Here is a 20,736-nt window from a genome sequence, read left to right on the forward strand (position 1 = left end):
CGGGAGCGGCCCAGGCCGGGGCGAAAGCCGGAGCTGGGAGCCGGGCCTTGGAGGATCGCACATGTCTACGCGCGGAGCATTGATCATGCTTTGTGTGCACACCCAGCAATGCTGCTCGAACTGGCATTTGCCCCCACCCTCACGGACAATCGAATGCTGGGTGCCGGGCGCCCGAGTGCGCCCCGGCGGCATCGCCGCAACCGCACCCGAGGTGTACCTTCCCCCAGCCGGAGAGCCCCCTTCATGCGCTTCCTGAACGACCTCAAGCCCTCGTACGACCTGACGTACGACGACGTCTTCATGGTCCCCAGCCGTTCCTCCGTGGGCTCCCGGCAGGCCGTCGACCTCTCCTCGAACGACGGCACCGGTACCACCATCCCGCTGGTCGTCGCCAACATGACCGCCATCGCCGGCCGCCGGATGGCCGAGACCGTCGCCCGCCGCGGCGGCCTGGTCGCCATCCCCCAGGACATCCCCACCGAGGTCATCGCCGAGGTCATCTCCTGGGTCAAGCAGCGCCACCTGGTGGTCGACACCGCGATCACCCTCGCCCCCGGCGCCACCGTCGCCGAGGCCCTCTCGCTGCTGCCCAAGCGCGCCCACGGCGCCCTCGTGGTGGTCGAGGACGACAAGCCCGTCGGCGTGGTCACCGAGTCCGACTGCCAGGGCGTCGACCGCTTCACGAGCCTCGCCGACGTGATGTCCCGCGACCTGCTGCTGCTCGACGAGGGCCTCGACCCGCGCACCGCTTTCGACAAGCTCACCGAGGCGCACCGCAAGCTCGCCCCCGTCGTCGACGGCGAGGGCAAGCTGGTCGGCCTGCTGACCCGCAGGAACGCGCTGCGCGCCACCCTGTACACCCCGGCCGTGGACGCGAACGGCAAGCTGCGGATCGCCGCCACCGTCGGCATCAACGGCGACGTCGCGGGCAAGGCCAAGGCGCTCATCGACGCCGGCGCCGACGTGCTCGTCGTCGACACCGCGCACGGCCACCAGGAGAGCATGATCAGCGCGCTGCGCGCCGTGCGCGGCCTGGACCCGCAGATCCCGATCGTGGCCGGCAACGTGGTCTCCGCCGCCGGTGTCCGCGACCTGGTCGAGGCGGGCGCGGACATCCTCAAGGTCGGTGTCGGCCCCGGCGCGATGTGCACCACCCGGATGATGACCGGCGTCGGCCGGCCGCAGTTCTCCGCCGTCCTGGAGTGCGCCGCCGAGGCCCGCCGGCTCGGCAAGCACGTCTGGGCCGACGGCGGCGTGCGCCACCCGCGCGACGTCGCCATGGCGCTGGCCGCCGGCGCCTCCAACGTGATGATCGGCTCCTGGTTCGCCGGGACCTACGAGTCCCCGGGCGACCTCCAGACCGCCGCCGACGGCCGTCAGTACAAGGAGAGCTTCGGCATGGCCTCGGCCCGTGCCGTCAGCAACCGCACCGCCCAGGACTCCTCCTACGACCGGGCCCGCAAGGCGCTGTTCGAGGAGGGCATCTCGCACTCCCGGATGTTCCTCGACCCGGCCCGCCCGGGCGTCGAGGACCTGATCGACTCGATCGTGGCCGGCGTGCGCAGCTCCTGCACCTACGCGGGCGCCAACACCCTGGAGGAGTTCCACGAGAAGGCGATCGTGGGCGTCCAGAGCGCGGCCGGCTACGCCGAGGGCAAGCCGCTGCACTCCAGCTGGGCCTGATCGGGCCGGTGGGCTAGCCGAGCCGGTCGAGCCCGCCCGCGGCCGTTCCGGGGCCCGGCCCGCCCTCGCCGTGCCGGTCGTCGTGTTCGGTACGGCCGTCGGGGTCGGTACGGTCGTCGTGCTCGGTGCGGCCGTCGGGGTCGTCGTACGGCACCAGTGGGAGCAGCAACGCGTGGCCGAGCAGCCCGACGGAGCCGTCCAGCATCGTGGCGAAGGCCCGGGCGGCGGCCGGGAGCCCGCGCAGCTCCCAGAGCGCCTGGACGGCGGACCAGGCCCCCTCCCGGGCGGCCTCGACCGACCAGGCGCCGAGCAGGTGGGTGAGCGGCTCGGCGCACCCGGGCAGCAGCTGCTCCCGGACCACCGACTCCACCTCGGCCAGCACCCCGTTGATCCGGTGGTAGTCCTGCTCGACCCCGGCCGGTGCGCAGCCCCGGCGGTGGCACAGCTCCACCACCGCGAGCGGCAGGTCGTGCTGGATGTGGGCGTTCATTCCAGCCAGCGCGAACTGCAGCGGGTGCACGCCCGGGTGGGCGCGCAGCGCGAACAGCGGCCGCCAGCAGGCGGGCGGGTCCTGACCGGCCGCGTCGGCGGCCACGGCCAGCAGGTACCGCCCGGCGAACAGTGCGTCCAGCTCGGCCAACGCCGGCGGATCGGTGAAGTACCCGTCCGCCAGCCGGTCGCGGACCGCCTCCGTGACGGTGAGGTAGAGGCGGTTGAACACCGCCACCCCGTCCGCCAGGGGCAGGGCCGCCGCGATCTCCCGCAGCCGTCCGACCACCTCCTCGACCGACGCCGGCGTGCGGGCCGCAAGCGTGGCGGCCGTTGCTGCAGGGGCTGTTGCGGCAGGGCCTGTCGCTGTGCTGGGCATGTGCCACCCTCCGATGCGGATCGTGCACTGATCGCATCATCGTGGCAGCGTGGTGACAGGCCCGGCGGTCGCGGCGCGCGTCCGCGGAGCCGGTGTCACACGTTCAGGCCGCCCCCACCGAAGCGGGGTGCAGACTTGGTCGTTGCTTTGTGCTGACTTTACCTATGCCCCACCTCCTGTCATGATCCCGAACGTGATCAACCGTCGTACCCTGATCGCCGCGCTCGCCGCGGCCCCGGCCCTCAGCACCCTCGGCGCCGTCGTGGGCAGCACCCCCGCGAGCGCCGCCGACCAGTACGCCTCCAACACCGCGCTGTACTCCGACCCGAGCCTCGTCGAGGGCGTCGACTACGGCCGCCGCTACCGCCGGCACCTGATCGACGACCAGAGCCCGCAGGGCCGTCCGGCGTTCATCCGGACCACCGTCATCGCCCCGCACGGCGGCGGCATCGAGGCCGGCACCTCCGAGCTGTGCCTGGCCGTCGCCGGATACCACCCCGCCGACCTCGCCCCGACCCCGGCCGCCGGGCCGGTGCACGACTTCTGGATGTTCGAGGGCCTGCGCCCCTCCAACAACAGCGCGCTACACGTCACCTCGACCCACTGCGACGACACCGTGGTCCGGGCGATGTGCTCCGGCAGCCTCAACGTGCTCTCGCTGCACGGCTGCACCACCGGCCAGGCCGGTCTGGAGGCGGGCGCCCGGGCGGTGCTGGTCGGCGGACTGAACTCCACCCTCCGCCAGTACCTGATGGAGGAGTTCGGCGCAGCGGGCATCCGCGCCGTCACCGCCACGGCGGACGAGGAGATCGCCGGCGTCTCTCCGGAGAACATCTGCAACCGCAGCATGCTCGGCGCAGGTGCCCAGCTGGAGCTGACCACCGAGCTGCGGGCCGCGATGTTCGCCCCCGGGAAGAACACCCGGGCCGAGCGCGCCGCCAACACGCTGCCCCTGTTCTGGAGCTTCGCGACGGCCGTCCGGACCGCGATCCAGCGCCTGGAGGCGACCCAGCCCATCCTCTGAGCAGCGGACACGGTGCGGGTCGTGTCGCGGCCGGGCCCGGCCCGGCCCGCCACCGGCCCGCCCCGCACCGCACCGGCCCGCCCCGCACCGCACCGGCCCGTTCCGGACCGGCTCGGCTCGCACCAGCCCGCCGGCCGTCAGCCCAGCTCGTACGCCAGCACGTAGGTGTGGGCGCCGGACGCGTCGACGGACAGCCGGAACTCGCCGGTGATCCCGGCCAGCTCACCCGCCCCCGTGCCCGGCACCACGCGTATCGTCACACCCGTGGTGTCCCAGGCCGCGTGCTGCAGCACGAACGAGCCCTTGCGCCCGTCCAGTTCGCCCGTCACGTGCTCCACCGCCACGTACGAGGCCGGCCCGCCCGAAGCGTCGCCGACGGACAGCATCCGCACCTCGCCGCGACCGCTCAGCCCACCGGTGAAGGTCTTGGCGATCCGCACCCGGCCGAACGCCGCGCCCTCGCGCTGCTCCGTCTCCACCGGCTCGAACGCCGTCACCTCGAACGACCCGCTCGCCTCGGCCATGACACGCTCCCCTCGTCCGTTCTCAGGCACCGTCGACACGCGCCGCCCGGCACGCACTCCGACCCCTACGGTCGACTCCGGCGACCGTGCGTGAAGCGTTGCACACGCCACTGACAATCGCGTCCGCGGCCGCCTCCCGCACTCCCGGCGCCCCCGCCTCAGTGGTCCCAGCGCAGGGCCAGCAGGGCCGCGTCGTCCGCCAGCCCGGCGTCCCCGACCCAGCCCCGGACGTCCGCCAGCACGGCGTCCAGCAGGTCGGCGGGGCTGCTGCCGTGCAGCCCGGGCAGCCGCTCCGCCAGCGGGTAGAACCGGCCCTCGGCGTCCCGGGCCTCGGACACCCCGTCGGTGTGCAGCAGCAACAGGTCGCCCGGGCCCGGATCGAAGCGGCTGGTCGAGTAGTCCTCCCCGGTCAGCTCGCGCAGGCCCAGGGGCGGCGCGGGGACGGCCGGCGCCAGTTCCTCGACCCGGCCCGCCCGGCGCAGCAGCGGCGGCGGGTGGCCGCAGTTCACCACCCGCACCGGCTCCCGGCCGGCCGGTACGTCCAGCAGCAGCGCGGTGGCGAACCGGCCGTCGCCCGGCCGCGCGGTGAGCGCCGCGTCCAGCCGCTCGGCGAGCCGCCCGGGGTCGGGCTCGGTGCGGGCCGCCTCCCGGAACACCCCCAGCACGTCCGCGGCCGTCTCCACCGCCGGGAGCCCGTGGCCCTGCACGTCGCCCAGCAGGATCCGCACCCCGAAGCGGGTCTCCACCACGGCGTACAGGTCCCCGCCGATCCGGGCCTCCGCAGTCGCCGCGACGTACCGCACGGCCAGCCGCAGCGGCCCGATCCGTTCGGCGGGCGGCCGCAGCAGGGCCCGCTGGGCCGCCTCGGCCACCGTCCGGACCTGGTACAGCTGCCGCTCCCGGGCCGCCACCAGCACCACACTGGCGGCACTGGCCAGGGTCGCCGCCAGCACCGTGACCGGCACGCTGATCCGCACCGACAGCGGCAGCTGGGTGTTGTCGGACTCCAGCGCGCCGACCGCCAGCAGCGCCGCCGCCCCGACCAGCAGCGGCACCCGGGCCTTGCGGGTGGTGGCCCCGGCGAGCACCGGGGCCACCGCGAGCAACGGGGACAGGGTCGCTCCGGGGCCGATCGCCAGGGCGGCCACCACGGCGGCGACCAGCAGGACGAGGGCGCCGTACAGCAGCAGCCGGGTCCGCCGTGGCAGGTGCAGCGGCGGAAGCCCGTCCGGGCCGTCGGCGCTCACGCGTTCTCCTCCAGTGGTCGGGAAGCTCCAGGGCCCGAAGGCCTTCGAACCACTTTCCCCGCCCCGCCCCGGGTCAGCACCTCGGCGCGGGGGCGCACCGGCGGCGTGCCGGTGCTCGGACCCTCCCGGCACCTCGCCCCGGGGGCGGCCGGGGCGCGCACTAGGCTGGGCCGGGAGATGAGACGCAAGAACCGCCGCCCGGCCTCCCCCCTCCCGCAGCGCCTCGGCGTGGACCCGGTGCACCTGCGGCTGCCCCTGGAAGGCGACTGGCCGACCGTCCGGGAGTACCTGGTCGAGCGGCTGCCCGCAGTGGCGGCGGCGCGGATCGACGTTGCGCTGCGCGCGGGCGAGATCGTCGGCGAGCAGGGCCCGGTCGCCCCCGAGGAACCGTTTTGCCCGGGCGCGCACCTGTGGTTCTACCGGGACCTCCCGGCGGAGGTGCCCGTCCCCTTCGAACTGGTGGTGCTGCACCGCGACGAGCACCTGGTGGTGGTCGACAAGCCGCACTTCCTGGCCACCACCCCGCGCGGCCGGCACGTCATCGAGACGGCGCTCTCCCGCTTGCGGCACGCCCTCGACCTGCCCGCGCTCAGCCCCGCCCACCGGATCGACCGGCTCACCGCGGGCCTGGCCATGTTCGTGGTCCGCCCCGAGGACCGCGGCGCCTACCAGACGCTCTTCCGCGACCGGCAGGTGCGCAAGGAGTACCGGGCGGTCGCCCCGTACGACCCGGACCTGGCACTGCCGCGCACGGTGCGCAGCCACATCGTCAAGGAGCGCGGGGTGATCGCCGCCCGGGAGCTCGACGCGCCGCCGAACAGCGAGAGCCGGATCGAGCTGCTGGAGCGGCGCGACGGCCTCGGCCACTACCGGCTGCGGCCGCTCAGCGGGCGCACCCACCAGCTGCGGCTGCACATGAGCGGCCTCGGCGTGCCGATCCTCGGTGACCCGGTCTACCCGGTGGTGCTGCCCGAACCGGCCCCGGACGACTTCCGCCGACCGCTGCAACTGCTGGCCTCGACGGTCGAGTTCACCGATCCGCTGACGGGCCGGGAGCGGCGCTTCGAGAGCCGCCGCACGCTCGCCGCGTGGGACGACCCGTCCGGCTGGGCAGCCGGGGGCTGACCTCCCGCCGGGGGTGCGGGCCGTCCGGGCCGACCGGCTGACGGGGGTGCGGGCGACCAGGGTCCCGGTCCTAGGTCCGGCTGGCGGTCTAGGACGAACGGAGGGCCGGGTCCCGGTCCCGGGGGCCGATCCGCGGCCCGCCCGGTGGCGCGATGGTTGGGCCATGAACGCAGCGCAGCACACCGATTCCGCTCCCGTCGCCCTGGTCACCGGTGCCTCCCGCGGCCTCGGACTGGCCCTCGCCCGTGCCCTCGCCGCCGAGGGCTGGCGGCTGGTGATCACCGCCCGGGGCGCGACCGCACTCGCCGGGGCCGCGGCCGAACTGTCCGCCCTGACCGAGGTCGTCGCCCTGCCGGGTTCGATCGTCGACGACGACCACCGGGCCCACCTCGCCACGGCCGCCGACCGCCTCGGCGGCGCGAGCCTTCTGATCAACAACGCCGGTTCACTCAACGGCGCCGCCGCGCCCGGCGGCGAACCGCTGCCCCGACTGGCCGACTTCCCGCTGCCGGACCTGCTGGAGCTCTTCGAGGTCAACGCGCTCGCCCCGATCGCCCTCACCCAGCTCGTCCTGCCGCAACTGCGCGACCACGCCGGGGCCCTGCTGAACATCAGCTCGGACGCCGCCGTGGAGCCCTACCTCGGCTGGGGCGGCTACGGCGCCAGCAAGGCCGCGCTCGACCAGGCCACCGCCGTACTCGCCCGGGAGGAGCCGGAGTTGCGGGTCTGGGCGGTCGACCCGGGCAGCATGCGCACCGAGATGCTGCAGGAGGCGAGCCCCGGGGAGGACATCTCCGGCGAGCCGCTGCCCGAACAGGTCGCCCCGCTGCTGCTCGACCTGCTGCACCACCGCACGCCGTCCGGCCGCTACCGCGCCGAGGACCTGGCGGCCCTTCCCGCCCCCGGACCTGCCCCCGCCCCTGCCCTCGGTCGGGGCGGGCGATGACCGGCCTGGCCGCGCTGGGCCTCGACGTGACCGTCCCGCCCGAACTCTCCGCCCGCGCACCGGCGGAGGCCCGCGGCACGGCCCGGGACGGTGTGCGGATGCTGGTCGGCCGGGGCGACACCGGCGGCGTCGAGCACCGCCTCTTCACCGAGCTGCCCGAGGTGCTGCGCCCGGGCGACCTCCTGGTGGTGAACAACTCGGCCACCGTCCCGGCCGCCCTGCCGGGCCGACTGCCCGACGGCAGCCCGGTGGCGCTGCACCTGTCCTCCGCCCAGCCCGACCGACAGGGCTCCCACCTGGTCGAGTTGCGCCGGTCGGTGCCGGGCGCGGCCGCGGCCTACTACCCGCCGGAGGAGTCCCCGGCCCGCCCCGGCCTGCGGGTCGCCCTGCCGGCGGGCGGCGCGGCGGTACTGGTGCAGCCCTTCACCGCCCGCCTCTGGTACGCCGAACTGTCCCTGCCCGCCCCCCTGTTGCCGTACCTGGACCAGCACGGCCGGGCGATCCGGTACGGCTACGTGGACCGTGACTGGCCGATCGAGGCCTACCGGACGGTCTTCGCGACCGTCCCCGGCAGCAGCGAAATGCCCAGCGCCGCCCGTCCGTTCACGCCGGAGACGGTGGCGCGGCTGGCCGGTCGGGGCGTGCTGGTGGCGCCGGTCACCCTGCACACCGGGGTGGCCTCGCCGGAGGCGCACGAGGCTCCGTACGCGGAGCGCTTCCACGTTCCGGCGGCCACCGCCCGGCTGGTCGGCCACGTCCGGGCCGAGGGCGGCCGGGTGATCGCCGTCGGCACCACCGTGGTCCGCGCGCTGGAGTCGGCGGTCGCGCCGGACGGCACGCTCCAGGAGGCGGACGGCTGGACGGAGTTGGTGATCACCCCGGAGCGCGGGGTGCGCGCGGTCGACGGCCTGCTCACCGGCTGGCACGAACCGCTCGCCTCGCACCTGCTGATGCTGGCGGCTGTCGCGGGCCGCCCGCTGCTGGCGGCCTGCTACCGCGAGGCCGTGCAACAGCGGTACCTGTGGCACGAGTTCGGGGACGTCAACCTGCTGCTGCCGAACTGAGGCCGTGCTGCTGCCGGGCTGAGCCGGTGCCGCGGCCGACTGCCGGTCGGTCGGCCGGGGTTCAGGCCGGCCGGGGTTCAGGCCGGCAGCGGTTCAGGCCAGCAGGGTCCGCGCCACGTGGTCGGTGTCCAGGTACTCGCGGACGGCGGTGATCAGCCCGTTCTCGACGGTGAACACGCCCAGGCAGTGGTTCTCGTACCGGGCGCCGTTGGCGGCCGTCCCGACGGCGGTCCACTCGGCCACCGCCTGGGGGCCGTCGGCGAGGACGCCGGTGAGGGTGAGGCTCGGCAGGCCGTCGGAGGCGAAGAGGGTGCCGACCTGGCCGAGGAAGTCGCCGAAGATCTCCTGCTTGCCTCGCCAGGTGCGGGAGAGCGCCAGGTTGCCCGGGTAGGTCCAGGTGGCGTCCTCGGCGAACAGGGCCACGGCGGCGTCGAGTTCGCCTGCGGCGAGCCGGGTGACGTACTCGGTGACGACGGTGCGGGCATCGTTCTGCGGCATGCTGGGCTCCTGGGGCTCGTCGTGGTCCGTCCGGTCGGGGCTCCCCGGCCGTGGCACCAGCAAAGCCCCGCGGCCACCCCGGCGGCCAACAACCCCCGGCCCGGGCCGACAACCCGCGGTTGTTCACGCAGGCGGGGGGAAGTCCGGCGGCAGTTCCAGCTCGAACCAGACCACCTTGCCGTCCCCGGTCCGGCGACTGCCCCAGCGGTACGCCAGCTCGTTGACCAGGTGGATGCCGCGGCCGCCCTCGTCCTCGTTGTGGGCGCGCCGGATCCGGGGTGTCTCGCTCTCCCGGTCGGCGACCTCGACGGTGAGCACCCGGTCGCAGAACATCCGGAGCTGGACGGGCGATCCGGCGTGCACCAGGGCGTTGGTGATCAGCTCGCTGGTGAGCAGCTCGGCCCAGTCGGCGAGGGAGGCCAGGCCCCACGCGGTGAGCGTCTCGCGGGTGAAGCGCCGGGAGTGGGCGACCATCGCGTGGTCGCCGGTCAGCGGCAGGGCGGCGATCCGGTCGGCGCCGGCCGGGCGGACCTGCGCCATGATGACGGCGATGTCGTCCTCCGGGGTGCTGCCGGTGAGCCGGGTCAGGACGACGTCGCAGGTCTGCTCCAGCGAGCGGCGCCGGTCGGCGACCGTGCGGCAGAGCAACTCGAGCCCCTCGTCCAGGTCGTGACCCCGGCGCTCGACCAGTCCGTCGGTGTAGAGGGTCAGGATGGCCTGCTCGGGGAGGGTGAACTCGACGCTCTCGAACGGGACTCCACCCACGCCCAGCGGTGCACCCGGCGGCAGTTCGAGCAGGTGGGCGTTGCCCTCGGTGTCGGCGACGACGGGCGGCAGGTGACCGGCGCAGGCGGCGGTGCAACTGCGGTCCGCCGGGTCGTAGATCACGCAGACGCAGGTCGCGAACTGTCCTTCGCCGAGCGCCGCGGTGGCCTCGTCCAGCCGGTGCAGGACCCGCACCGGGTTGAGCTCCAGGGTGATCAACGTCCTTGCCACCGTCCGTAGTTGGCCCATGGTGGCGGCGGCCCTGATGCCGTGGCCCATCACGTCGCCGACGATCAGGGCGACCCGGCCGGAGGACAGCGGCACCACGTCGAACCAGTCGCCGCCGACCTCGCTGACCACACTGCTCGGCAGGTAGCGGTAGGCCAGTTCCAGGCCGAGGGTGCGGTGGATCTCCTGCGGCAGCAGGCTGCGCTGGAGGGTCAGTGCGGTGTCCCGCTCCCGCCGGTAGAGCCGGCCGTTGTCGATCGCCAGCGCGGTACGGGCGGCCAGCTCCTCGGCCAGCGAACGGTCCGCCGGGCCGAACGGCGCCGGATTGTGGGTGCGGACGAACTCCGCGCCGCCCAGCACCAGTCCGCGCGCCACCAACGGCACCATCAGGTACGAGTGCACCCCGGCGGCCAGCCCCGGCTCCACCCGGTCGGGGGAGGCGACGATCCGCCGCAGTTCCTGCTCCGTCACCTCGGAGACCAGGATCGAGCGCCGGGAGCGCAGGCTCTGCGCGTACACCTCGGCCGACTGCGAGGTCGCGCCGACCTGGTCCGCGGCCGCCGTCATGCTGCCGTCCGGCGCCGACTCGCCGACCGCCACCGCCCGCATCAGCACCGGCCCGTCCCTCGGCACCGGCCCGGGCTCCTCGCCGCCGAGCACCGCGTCGCGCAGGTCCACCGTCACGAAGTCGGCGAAGCGCGGGATCACCACCTCCACCAACTCCCTTGCGGTGCGGTGCAGATCGAGCGTGGTGCCGATCCGGTTGCTGGCCTCGTTCAGCAGGCCCAGCCGCTGCTGGGCGGCCCAGGCCTCGTCCAGCGCCCGCTGCCGGGCGGCGGCCGCGTCCCGTTCCCGGGTGAACAGCAGCGCGTTGTCGATCGACACCGCCGCGCGTACGGCCAACTCCCCGGCCAGCGCCAGGTCCTCGTCCTCGTACGGGCGCTCCACCAGGGTCCGGTAGAAGCCCGCCACACCGACCGGATTACCGCGCGCGATCAGCGGGACGACCATGAACGAGCGCACGTTCTGCTCCCGCACCGCGGCCGTGCGCACCGGATCGTCGGCGAACCAGGCCAGCCCCTCCTCGTCCATCCGCGGCACCAGCACCGGCCTGCGGTGCGCCAGGCTCCACGCGTACGGCGAACCGGGCAGGAACCGGTGCACCCCGCCCAGCCGGGCGATCGGCGCCAGGGTGGAACCGCTCACCGAGTGGAACGCCATCCGCCGCAGCAGCGCCGAACCGTCCGCCGGGGCGCGCGGCTCCCGTTCGCCCCGCACCAGCTCCTCCAACACCTCCACCACCACCGTGTCCGCCAGCCGGGGCGTCGCCACCTCGGCCAACTCGTGGGCGGTGCGGTCGAGATCGAGGGTGGTGCCGATCCGGGCGGAGGCCGTGTTCACCAGCGCCAGCCGCTCCTGCGCGGCCTTCGCCTCGCGCAGCGCCTGCTGCCGGGCCAGTACCGTCTGGTGCTGGCGCAGGTACAGCCGGGCGTTGTCGATCGCGACGGCCGCGCGCGACGCCAGCTCGTCGCCGAGCGTGATGTCCGCCTCCGCGAAGGACTCCCGCTCGCCGCGCCGCGAGTAGACCACCATGCCGAGCGTCGTGCCCCGGGCCACCAGCGGGGTGATCCGCACCGAGCGCGGGCGGTCGCCCAGGAACGCCCGGCGACGGCTCTCGCTGAGCGCGTCGGCCAGCGGCGACAGCTCCCAGGACGGCACCACCACCGTCCGCCCGGTGATCAGCGCCCGGGCGTACGGGGAGTCCGCGGGCAGCTCGTACACCGAGTCCACCGGCAGCGCGTCGGCCGGGTACAGCGGATCGGTGGTGGCCAGCGCCAGCCGGCGCACCAGCTGGGCCTCGTCCGGAGCCGGCGGCTCGACGTTGCGCCCGGCGATCAGCGCCTCCAGCGCGAACACCCCGCTGATGTCGGCGACCCGGGGCACCATCGCGTCCGCCAGCTCCCGGGCGGTCTGCCGCAGGTCCAGCGTGGTGCCGATCGAGGCGGTCGCGTCGACCAGCAGCGACAGCCGCTCCTGCGCCTTCGCCGCCCGGGCATCGGCCCGGTAGCGCTCGGTGACGTCGATGACGGTCGCGCTCACCCCGAGCACCCGCCCGCTCCGGTCCGCCAGCCGGAAGTACGAGGCCGACCAGGCCCGGTCCCGCTGCGGATCCCCGGGCGTACGGCCATGGGTGCGGAAGTCCACCACCGGCCGGCCGGTCGCCAGCACCTGCCGCATCACCGCCTCGGACTCGTCGCCGTTGATCCCGGGCAGCACCTCGGTGAGCCGGCGGCCCAGATGCTCGGGCACGGCCAGGCCGTTCGACACCGCCAGGGCCTCGTTCAGCCGGACGTAGCGCAAGGCGGTGTCGAACACCGCCATGCCGACCGGGGACTGGGTGAAGAACCCGTCCAGCACGGCCAGGTCCGCCTGGATCCGGCGCAGCGTCGTCACCTCCGACGCCACCGCCAGCACCAGCGGCTCACCGCCGGGCCCCCGGACCGGATGCGTCCGGAACTCCAGGTTCACCAGGTGCCCGTCCCGGTGCCGCACCGGGAACACCCCGGACCACTCGCGGCCCGCCAGGATCTCCCGGAACAGCTCCAGCACCTCCGGCCGGTGCTCGTCCGAGGTCAGCAGCCGGGCGGCCTTCGCCCCCACCGCCTCGTCCGCACGGTAACCGAGCAGTGCCTCCGCGTCGCCGCTCCAGTGCAGGATCCGCCCGTCGGCCTCGATCAGCGCCGTGGCGATCGGCACCATCAGCAGGGCGCCCTGCTGCGGCTCCCCCCGGCGTTGCGCGTCATCGTCCACCATGGCCAGAGAACCGCCCGGAGCTCGTTCCCACCAGCCCTGCCATCCTCGCACGCAGCCCCCGCGCCCCGCCCCTCGTGGCCCCGCACCCGGCCGGGCCGGGCGCGCGAGTGGGTTGAACCCGCTCCGGCACCGGACATCCCCCCCGGCCCCGCCCGGGTCAGCTACGCGACGCCCCGTCGCCCACGCACGCCCCAACCACCCGTAGACCCTCCATGCCCGACGATTCACCAACCCCACCGACGCGGCCCCCCACTCGCGGGCCGGGCCCTGCACAGAAAGTCGGCGGCCCCGACTTCCTGCATCGTCGGCTCGACTTCGCGGCAAGGACCGTCGGCCGGACCGACGTCCTGTGCGGTCTGCGTCCCTGCCGAGCGGGCAGTAGCCGCGCGCACGGGTTGCCCGGCGTGTATTCGGTGGCTGTGAGTGGGAAGTCGACGGGTTCGACTTCTTGTGTTGGTTGCGGCGGGGCCAAGTGGCCTTTCCAGCGCCAGGTGGCCGGTTGGCCTGCGTAAGAAGTCGGCGGGTTCGACTTCCTGTGTCGGCCTCGGGGCGGGACCGGGTGGTCCTTGTGGCCCAGGGAGGTCGGTTGGTTCGTGTTGGGGTGTCGGCGTGCATGGAAGTCGGCTGGGTCGACGTTCTGTGTGCCCTGCGCCCGTGCCGAGCGGCAGTAGACGCGAGCATGGGTTGCCTGGCGCTGTGCGTGGGGGAGTGGGCGGGTCCGACTGTCTGCGTTGTTGGCTCGGGTTGGGGCGAGGCTGCCGTTCGCGCGGGTGGCTGGTGGGTTCGTGTTCGGGTGTGGGCGTGCGTGGGAAGTCGGCCGGGTTGACGTTCCGTGTGGCCGTATCGGGGGGCCGGTGCGTATTCGGTGGCTGTGTGTGGGAAGTCGACGGGTTCGACTTCTTGTGGTGGTTGGGGTGGGGGCCAAGCGGCCTTTTCTACTCCAGGTGGCCGGTTGGCCTGCGTAAGAAGTCGGGTGGGGCGGTTTCTTGGGCGCGTGCCCGGTCAGCGGGGCGTGGGGTGGGTGCGGCGTTCGGCGTGGCGGGCGGTGAGGGCGAGGGCTGCGCCGAGGAGGCAGAGGGTGGCGGCGAGCAGGACCGCGCGGTCGGTGCCGGTGGCGAGGGCGTGGGCGGCGGCCTCGGGGCCGGGGGTGCGGGGGTGGGCGGAGGAGGCGAGGGCGACCGTCGCGGCGACGCCGAGGGCGGAACCGAGGTAGCGGGAGGTGTTGTTGGCGCCCGAGCCCATGGCCGCGCGGTGGGCGGGGACGCTGCTCACCGCCAGCCGGGCGAGGGCCGCGTTGAGGACGCCGCTGCCGAGGCCGGCCACGGCCAGGCCGGGGGCCAGCCGCAGCCACGAGGAGTCGGGGCCGAGGCCGTACAGTCCGGCCTCGCCGACGCCGCAGACGAGCAGGCCGAGGGCGACCTGGGTGGTGGCCGACAGGTGGGCGGCCAGTCGGCGGGCCTGGAGGGCGGCGACCACGGACAGTCCGGACCACAGTGCGAGGACGCCGCCCGCTGCCAGGCCCGAGAGGCCGAGCACGCCATGGAGCAGGGTGGGCAGGTAGCTCATGAAGCCGACCAGTGAGAGCCCGGTGAACAGGGCGCCGCCGGTCGCGGCGAGGAAGCCGGGGCTGCGGAACAGGGCCGGGTCGAGCATCGGCTCGCGGACCTTCGTCTCGACCACCGCGAAGGCGGCGAGCAGCAGCACCCCGCCGACCAGCAGCGTCACCACCGAGGCTCGCCCCCAGCCGTCACGGCCCTCGGCGAGTCCGGCGATGAGCAGGGTGGTTCCGGCGGCGAGGGTGAGCACGCCGTACGGGTCCAGGGCGCGGGGCCGTTCGGCCCGGGACTCGGTGAGGAGGACGGCGGCGCAGACGGCGACGGCGGCCGAGACGACGGCCAGTCCGCCGCCGACCGCCCGCCAGCCCGCCCACTGCTGGACGAGCGCGCCGTAGACCGGTCCGACCGCGATGCCGAGGCCGACGGCCGCGCCCCAGACGCCGAGCGCCCGGATCCGTTGCGGCCCGGCCGGGTGGGCGTGGCTGATCAGGCCGAGTGCGGGCGCGAGGACGGCGGCGGAGGCGGCGCCGAGCAGGATCCGGGCAGCCAGGTAGACGCTGCCGTCGGGGGCGAGTGCGGCCAGGGCCTCGGCGGCGGCGAACAGCAGCACGCCGGAGGTGAAGACCCGTTTGCGGCCGTGGTCGTCGGCGGCGCTGCCGGCCGTGAGTAGGAGGGCCGAGATGCCGACGAGGGTGCCGGTGAGGATCCAGGTTCGGCCGGTGGCGCCGAGGTGAGCGGCCTGGGCGGTGGCGGCGAGCGAGGCGGTGGGGGCGGTGTACGCGACGGTGCCCAGGGCGGTGGCGGCCGCCGTGACGGCCAGGGTGGCACCAGGCCGAACAGGCCGGGCGGGTCGAACGGGCTGCTCGGGCCGGAGCGGCCGTACGGACCGGCGGGCCCGGACGAGCAGGCCGGGCAGTGCGGACGCGGCAGGTGGTGCGGGGGACATGGGTGTTCCCTCCGGAGGGCGGGCCGATGGGTCTGGTGAATGAACCTTCGTCTCGAGTGGGACGCTACCACCGAAAGTCTGTTCATTGAACCCATGTCGCCCGTGGACTACGCTGGCCCGCATGGCGCTGGGAACGGACTACGAACTGCAGGACTGCGCACTGGCCCGCGCCCTGGAGGTGGTCGGCGAACGCTGGAGCCTGCTGATCGTCCGCGACGCGTTCTACGGCGTACAGCGCTTCAACGACTTCCTCGTCCACCTGGGCATCCCGCGAGCCGTCCTGACCGCGCGCCTCAACGCCCTGGTCGCGGCGGGGGTGCTGCGCAAGGAGCCGTACCAGCAGGCGCCACTCCGCCACGGCTACCTGCTCACCGACACCGGCCTCGAACTCTGGGGCCCGCTCTACCAGTTGAGCCGCTGGGGCGGTCGGCACGCGACCCCGGGCGGCCCGCACCACCTGTTCGCGCACCGCGCCTGCGGCACCGACCTCGACCTCATCGGAGCCTGCCCCAGCTGCGGCGGCGGGCCCGTCCCCCCGGCCGAGGTCACCATGCGCCCCAACCCGGCCCACGCCGGCGGCCACCGCGAGGACCCGGTCTCCCGCGCCCTGGTCCGCCCGCACCCGCTGCTCGAACCGATCGCCTCGGCCGCTGCCTCCGCCGCGTAGCTGAGCGCCGCCGGGCGGCGTGCTCAAGGCCGACGGGGCCGCCGGCAGTGCGCCGACGGCCCCGCGGGTGCAGCTGGTCAGGAGTGGAAGTGGACCTCCGGGTCGGCGGCGGTCGGCCCGTCGAGCAGCGGCTGGTCGATGCCCTTCAAGTGGAGGTCGAAGAACGCCCCGACGTACCGGCGGGTGAGCTCGACGGCACGCTGCCCCGTGATGGTGGTCTCCGGGGGTTGGGGCGCGCCGAGCGCCTTGAGGAAGAGCGGGTAGTCGGTGAAGCTGCCGTGGTCGGTGCCGTCGACGGTCAGCCACCGCTTCCAGCCGTCGAGCCGGGGCCAGCTGTCGGTCCAGCTGGGGTCCTCGGCGCCGGGCAGCGGGTGGCCGATCATCAGGTACGGCTTGCCGCCGATCCCGGACTCGGGCACCTCGTAGTCCATGCTGCCGTCCAGGTCCACCCCCGCCCGGATCCGGTCGTCCGTCACCAGCGCCGGGACGCTGGCCGCGCCGCCGGCGGAGTGCCCGGCCATGCCGATCCGGTCGCGGTCGATCATGCGGGCGTAGCGCCAGGCCGGGTGGGGGAGGTCGGTCAGCTGGTCGATGACGAAGGAGGCGTCCTTCGCCCGGCTCTCGTCCAGGCCCTTCCAGGCCTCGCGGGTGGTGAGCTTGCCGCACTCCACGCAGGGCAGTGTCTGCCCGTCCGGGAAGGTGGTCCCGGTGTTCTCGTAGGTGTGGTCGACCAGTGCCACCACGTAGCCGCGGCTGCCCAGCTCCTCGGCGAGGCTGCTGAGCGAGGCGCGCGGCATGGTGAAGCCGGGGGAGAGGACCACCAGCGGGTAGTGGCCGCCCTGGGGGCGGGCGTCCGTCCTGGACCAGGTCCGGGTGCCGGTCACGGCCTCGGTCGGGACGCTGTTGCCCGGGAGCTTGCTGTCCAGCAGCAGCCGGGCGGCCGCGGCGGTCATGTACGGGGCCGGGCTGCCCGTCCCGGCGTGGGCGGGGTAGTACATCGTGACCATCAGCTGGCGCGGCCCGGCGGAGGGCACCCATGGGTCCGGGCGGTTCTCGTCGACCAGGTGCAGGACCTCCTGCCCGACCGTGAACGGCCCGGTCGGGCGCGGGAGTTCGAGGTGGACGGCGCTCGGCGTGCCGGTCGCAGCGGAGCTGCCGGCCGGACCGGCAGCGGCGGCGACCGGTGCGGCGGGTGCGGCGGGTGCGGCCAGGGCCGGTGCCGCCGCTGCGACGGAAAGGGGCACGGCGAGCAGCAGGGCTGCGAACGCGGTGGTGGTGCGAACTCGGCTCGTGTGTCGGCTCATACGGGCGACGGTAGGTCGCCGGCGGGTGGCCTGACGTCCACTCGGAGAGGTACTGATCCCTTGCGGGGCGGGCCCCCTGCGGCCCTTAGGGGGTGATCGGTCGGCCTCAGTCGACCGCCTCCAGGATCGTGGCGTTGGCCAGGCCGCCCGCCTCGCACATGGTCTGCAGGGCGAACCGCCCTCCACTGCGGCGCAGTTCGTGCACCAGCGTCGTCATCAGCCGGGCACCACTGGCGCCCAGCGGGTGGCCGAGGGCGATGGCGCCGCCGTTGACGTTCAGCCGGGCCGGGTCGGCGCCGGTCTCCTGCAGCCAGGCCAGGACGACGCTGGCGAAGGCCTCGTTGACCTCGAACAGGTCGATGTCGGCGAGCGAGAGCCCGGCGCGGTGCAACACCTTCTCGGTGGCGGGCAGCACGCCGGTGAGCATCAGCAGTGGGTCCGACCCGGTGACGGCGAAGGAGTGCAGCCGGGCCAGCGGGCGCAGCCCCAGTCGGGCGGCGGTCTCGCTGCTGGTGATCAGGACGGCTGAGGCACCGTCGTTGATCGGACTGCTGTTGCCCGCCGTGACCGACCAGTCGATCTGCGGGAACCGCTCGGCGTAGACCGGGTCGGCGAAGGCCGGACGGAGCCCCGCCAGGACCTCGGGCGTGGTGCCCGGGCGCACCGACTCGTCCGTCGTGACCAGGCCCTCGGGCGTCGGTACGGGGACCAGCTCGTCCGCGAACCGGCCCTCCGCGTGCGCCCTGGCGGCCTTGGCGTGCGACCCGGCCGCGAACTCGTCCATGGCCTCCCGGGTGAGCGACCACTTGGCGGCGATCAGCTCGGCGCCGACCCCCTGCGGAACCAGCCCGCCCGGGTAGCGGGCCGCGACGGCGGCGCCGAACGGATCCGCCCCCGGCGGCACGTTCGACCACATCGGCACCCGGCTCATCGACTCGATCCCGCAGGCCACCACCAGGTCGTACGCCCCGGAGATCACCCCCTGTGCCGCGAAGTGCACCGCCTGCTGGGAGGAGCCGCACTGCCGGTCCACGGTGGTCGCCGGAACGGACTCCGGGAACCCGGCCGCCAGCCAGGCGTAGCGGGTGGTGTTCATCGCCTGTTCCGCGACCTGGTCGACGCAGCCGCCGATCACGTCGTCGACCAGGGCCGGGTCGATGCCGCTGCGCCCGATCAGGGCCTGGAGGGTGTGGGCGAGCAGTTCGACCGGGTGGACGCCCGAGAGCGAGCCTCCCGGCTTGCCCTTCCCGACCGGGGTGCGGACGGCTTCGACGATCACGGCATCGCGCATGGCGGGCCGCCTCTCCTCTGCAGTGGATTGGAAAAGCAAACTCACTATAGGTCGGTGAGTTTGGGAATCCAACCCTCTAGGCGTTCGTCAAGGTGCCCGAGCCCCGGACGTCCTCCAGGAACTCCGCCGCCGCACGGGCGTTGGGCACCGGGAGGGTGAGCGGCAGCCCCGCCGACCGCGTCCGGAGCTCCAGCTCGCCGAGACCGGCCGCCCGGGCCGAGTGCACCTCCGTCCACCGGTACGCCGCCGCCGCGACCAGGGGGTGCGGCGGCCGGTGCACCAGCCCGCCGGCCGTCACCGTGAGCCGCCCCCGGGCGAACCGGACGCTCCCCTCGCTGCGCAGTGCCTCGTGCAGCGCGGCCCGGAGGCACGGGGACAGGCGCTCGTCCACCTCCCGCGCCAGCGCCTCCAACCCGTGCAGTCGGGCCAGCACCAGAGGCTCGTCCGCACCGGCGGGCCATATTCGGATCCGCTCGGGCTCCCGGCGCCGCCCGCCGGGGGAGTACTCGACGGCTTCGATGCCCGGCCACGGCAGCAGCCGCTCGTCGGCGCCCGTCCCGACCAGCGCCAGACCGCCCTCATGGACCCGTACGGAGCGCAGCCCGGGCGCGGGCCGTAGGGCGCCGTACCCGTTCGCGCCCACCACCGCCGCAGCCGCCACCATCGGGGCGGGCCACCACTGGCCGAACGCAAGGCAGACCACCAGCGCCAGGACCGCCGCTACGGTGTCCAGCCACGTCCGCGCCCGCCACGGGACCGTCCGGAACGCCCGGTGCACCTGCACCACCGGCCCGAGCGGACCGGCCGACCCGCGACGGGCCTGGCCGTTCTCCACGAACGACCACGCCCACCCGGGCGACCACAGCATCGCCACTTCGCCCTCCTTGCCTCGACGGTCTCCCCAACCGGAACTGCGACTGCCGGATGTCGGACCACCAGGATCGATCGCTCACCACCCTCCGGAACAGTGCCAATCGACACCCTTTGGACCGAAACAGCCGGAGTGTGTGCGGCAGCAGGGGGTGCCGTTCGGCAGGGGCTACCGACCGACCGACACGACCGAAACGACAGTCGGCGGGCGAGCCGAGGCGGGGGGACAGAGAGCGCCGGTCAGCGCCCGGCCGCGCCGAGCCCCACTTGCAGGCGCCGCAACAGCGCCGTGCCCGCCTCGTCCACCGACCGCCGGGAGTTGGCCAGCACCACCACCCCCACCTGCTGCTCCGGGTCGAACGCGAGGAAGGAGGAGGACCCGCCCGTCCCCCCGTTGTGCCACAACTGCAGGTGCCTGCCCTGCTGGGCGTGCAAGCGGTGGCCGAGCCAGCCGAGGTGCGCCCAGGCGAACGGGTTGACCCGGTGCCTGGTCTCCCGGGTGAGCAGCATCGCCCGCGCCAGCGGTGCGTCCGGCTCGCCCTCGGCCGCCAACTGCGCCCGCAGGAAGGCCGCGAGGTCGGCCGCGGTCGAGCGGAGCCCGCCCATGCCGGGGAGCGCCGCGAACTCCCAGGACGGCACCGGGCGCCCGCTCGGCGCATGGCCGGACGCCAGCCGGGCGGACTGGTCGGCGTCCGGCCGCAGGCAGGTGTCCGTCAGCCCCAGCGGTGCGCAGACCTCGCGGTCCACCAACTCCCCGTACGCGGTGCCGGACCGGTGGGCGAGGGCCAGCCCGAGCAGCCCGGCGCCGAGGTTGGAGTACCGGAAGTTGCGCCCGGGGGCGGAGTGCAGCCGCGTCCGCCCGAGCCCGGAGAGTATTCGCTCGGCGGAGCAACGGGCGTACGGGTCCGGTTGGTTGGGCCGCAGCAGCGCGCGCAGCAGCATGCCCCGGGGCAGCCGGGGGAGCCCCGACGTGTGGGTGGCGAGGTGCCGGAGCGTGATCGCCGCCCCGCCCCGGGCCGGGACCGCCGTCGAACGGGGCAGCACCTCCGCGAGCGGCTCGTCGAGGCGCACGGTGCCGTCGAGCGCCAGCCGCGCGAGCGCGAGCGAGGTGAACACCTTGGTGACGGAGCCGATGTCGAACAATGTTCGGGCCCCGGGCACTTCGCCCCCCGGACCCGTCCGCCCGGCACCGTGGATCTCCACGGCGCCACCGGCCACCCCGGCGACCACCACGCCGACGCACCGGCCCGCGAGCCGGTCGGAGGTCTGCTGCACGAGGCGCGCGAGTTCGTTCATGCCCCCGACCCTAGGGTCCG

16 protein-coding genes are annotated in these 20,736 nt (G+C 74.5%); 6 read left to right on the plus strand and 10 right to left on the minus strand.

The annotated features are described in order from the left end of the window. Positions 1–243: 243 nt before the first annotated feature. Positions 244–1,683, plus strand: coding sequence for a GuaB1 family IMP dehydrogenase-related protein (locus ACZ4W5_RS30105; RefSeq protein WP_360238680.1), 1,440 nt, complete (start codon positions 244–246; stop codon positions 1,681–1,683). A gap of 13 nt (positions 1,684–1,696) precedes the next feature. Here ACZ4W5_RS30105 and ACZ4W5_RS30110 read toward each other — a convergent pair whose 3' ends face one another. Beyond that, the gene (locus tag ACZ4W5_RS30110) at positions 1,697–2,461 is read right to left on the minus strand and encodes a DUF5995 family protein (protein WP_465658065.1); all 765 of its coding nucleotides are present in this window, start codon (positions 2,459–2,461) and stop codon (positions 1,697–1,699) included. 271 nt (positions 2,462–2,732) lie between these two features. Here ACZ4W5_RS30110 and ACZ4W5_RS30115 point away from each other — a divergent pair, with 271 nt between their 5' ends. After that, on the plus strand, positions 2,733–3,575 hold the full coding sequence (locus ACZ4W5_RS30115; RefSeq protein WP_465658066.1) for a poly-gamma-glutamate hydrolase family protein: 843 nt from the start codon (positions 2,733–2,735) through the stop codon (positions 3,573–3,575). Between the two features lie 137 nt (positions 3,576–3,712). Here the strand turns inward: ACZ4W5_RS30115 and ACZ4W5_RS30120 are convergent, their stop codons facing one another. After that, complete coding sequence (locus tag ACZ4W5_RS30120) at positions 3,713–4,099, minus strand: DUF3224 domain-containing protein (RefSeq protein ID WP_465658068.1); 387 nt, start codon at positions 4,097–4,099, stop codon at positions 3,713–3,715. 158 nt (positions 4,100–4,257) lie between these two features. Continuing rightward, positions 4,258–5,346, minus strand: a complete 1,089-nt coding sequence (locus ACZ4W5_RS30125) for a PP2C family protein-serine/threonine phosphatase (RefSeq protein WP_360238688.1) — start codon at positions 5,344–5,346, stop codon at positions 4,258–4,260. A 177-nt stretch (positions 5,347–5,523) separates the two neighbouring features. Between ACZ4W5_RS30125 and ACZ4W5_RS30130 the strand changes: the two genes are divergently transcribed. The 3 genes from ACZ4W5_RS30130 (at position 5,524) to ACZ4W5_RS30140 (ending at position 8,481) form a co-directional block, all read left to right on the plus strand. Next, positions 5,524–6,471 carry an RluA family pseudouridine synthase gene (locus ACZ4W5_RS30130; protein ID WP_465658070.1) on the plus strand — a complete coding sequence of 316 codons (948 nt, stop codon included), beginning with the start codon at positions 5,524–5,526 and terminating at the stop codon, positions 6,469–6,471. 163 nt (positions 6,472–6,634) lie between these two features. After that, positions 6,635–7,417: an SDR family NAD(P)-dependent oxidoreductase gene (locus tag ACZ4W5_RS30135; RefSeq protein ID WP_465658071.1), complete on the plus strand. Its 783-nt coding sequence runs from the start codon at positions 6,635–6,637 to the stop codon at positions 7,415–7,417. Further along, complete coding sequence (locus tag ACZ4W5_RS30140) at positions 7,414–8,481, plus strand: S-adenosylmethionine:tRNA ribosyltransferase-isomerase (protein WP_465658073.1); 1,068 nt, start codon at positions 7,414–7,416, stop codon at positions 8,479–8,481. The genes ACZ4W5_RS30135 and ACZ4W5_RS30140 overlap by 4 nt, the downstream gene beginning before the upstream one ends. Before the next feature lie 93 nt (positions 8,482–8,574). Here ACZ4W5_RS30140 and ACZ4W5_RS30145 read toward each other — a convergent pair whose 3' ends face one another. The 3 genes from ACZ4W5_RS30145 to ACZ4W5_RS30155 form a co-directional block, all read right to left on the minus strand. Beyond that, positions 8,575–8,979, minus strand: coding sequence for a nuclear transport factor 2 family protein (locus tag ACZ4W5_RS30145; protein ID WP_360238696.1), 405 nt, complete (start codon positions 8,977–8,979; stop codon positions 8,575–8,577). A gap of 123 nt (positions 8,980–9,102) precedes the next feature. Continuing rightward, positions 9,103–12,786, minus strand: coding sequence for a SpoIIE family protein phosphatase (locus tag ACZ4W5_RS30150; protein WP_465658074.1), 3,684 nt, complete (start codon positions 12,784–12,786; stop codon positions 9,103–9,105). A 1,002-nt stretch (positions 12,787–13,788) separates the two neighbouring features. After that, the gene (locus tag ACZ4W5_RS30155) at positions 13,789–15,288 is read right to left on the minus strand and encodes an MFS transporter (protein WP_465658075.1); all 1,500 of its coding nucleotides are present in this window, start codon (positions 15,286–15,288) and stop codon (positions 13,789–13,791) included. Between the two features lie 121 nt (positions 15,289–15,409). Between ACZ4W5_RS30155 and ACZ4W5_RS30160 the strand changes: the two genes are divergently transcribed. Beyond that, positions 15,410–15,955 (plus strand): winged helix-turn-helix transcriptional regulator, encoded by a 546-nt coding sequence (locus tag ACZ4W5_RS30160; protein ID WP_360239901.1) that lies wholly within the window; start codon positions 15,410–15,412, stop codon positions 15,953–15,955. Positions 15,956–16,032: 77 nt separating this feature from the next. Here the strand turns inward: ACZ4W5_RS30160 and ACZ4W5_RS30165 are convergent, their stop codons facing one another. The 4 genes from ACZ4W5_RS30165 to ACZ4W5_RS30180 form a co-directional block, all read right to left on the minus strand. After that, on the minus strand, positions 16,033–17,259 hold the full coding sequence (locus ACZ4W5_RS30165; protein ID WP_465658077.1) for an alpha/beta hydrolase family protein: 1,227 nt from the start codon (positions 17,257–17,259) through the stop codon (positions 16,033–16,035). A 106-nt stretch (positions 17,260–17,365) separates the two neighbouring features. Beyond that, the gene (locus ACZ4W5_RS30170; protein WP_465658079.1) at positions 17,366–18,550 is read right to left on the minus strand and encodes a thiolase family protein; all 1,185 of its coding nucleotides are present in this window, start codon (positions 18,548–18,550) and stop codon (positions 17,366–17,368) included. Between the two features lie 76 nt (positions 18,551–18,626). Beyond that, positions 18,627–19,424: a hypothetical protein gene (locus ACZ4W5_RS30175; RefSeq protein ID WP_465658081.1), complete on the minus strand. Its 798-nt coding sequence runs from the start codon at positions 19,422–19,424 to the stop codon at positions 18,627–18,629. A gap of 236 nt (positions 19,425–19,660) precedes the next feature. Beyond that, positions 19,661–20,716, minus strand: coding sequence for a serine hydrolase domain-containing protein (locus ACZ4W5_RS30180; RefSeq protein WP_465658083.1), 1,056 nt, complete (start codon positions 20,714–20,716; stop codon positions 19,661–19,663). Positions 20,717–20,736 lie beyond the last annotated feature (20 nt).

This window comes from Kitasatospora sp. NPDC029367 (assembly GCF_055569135.1).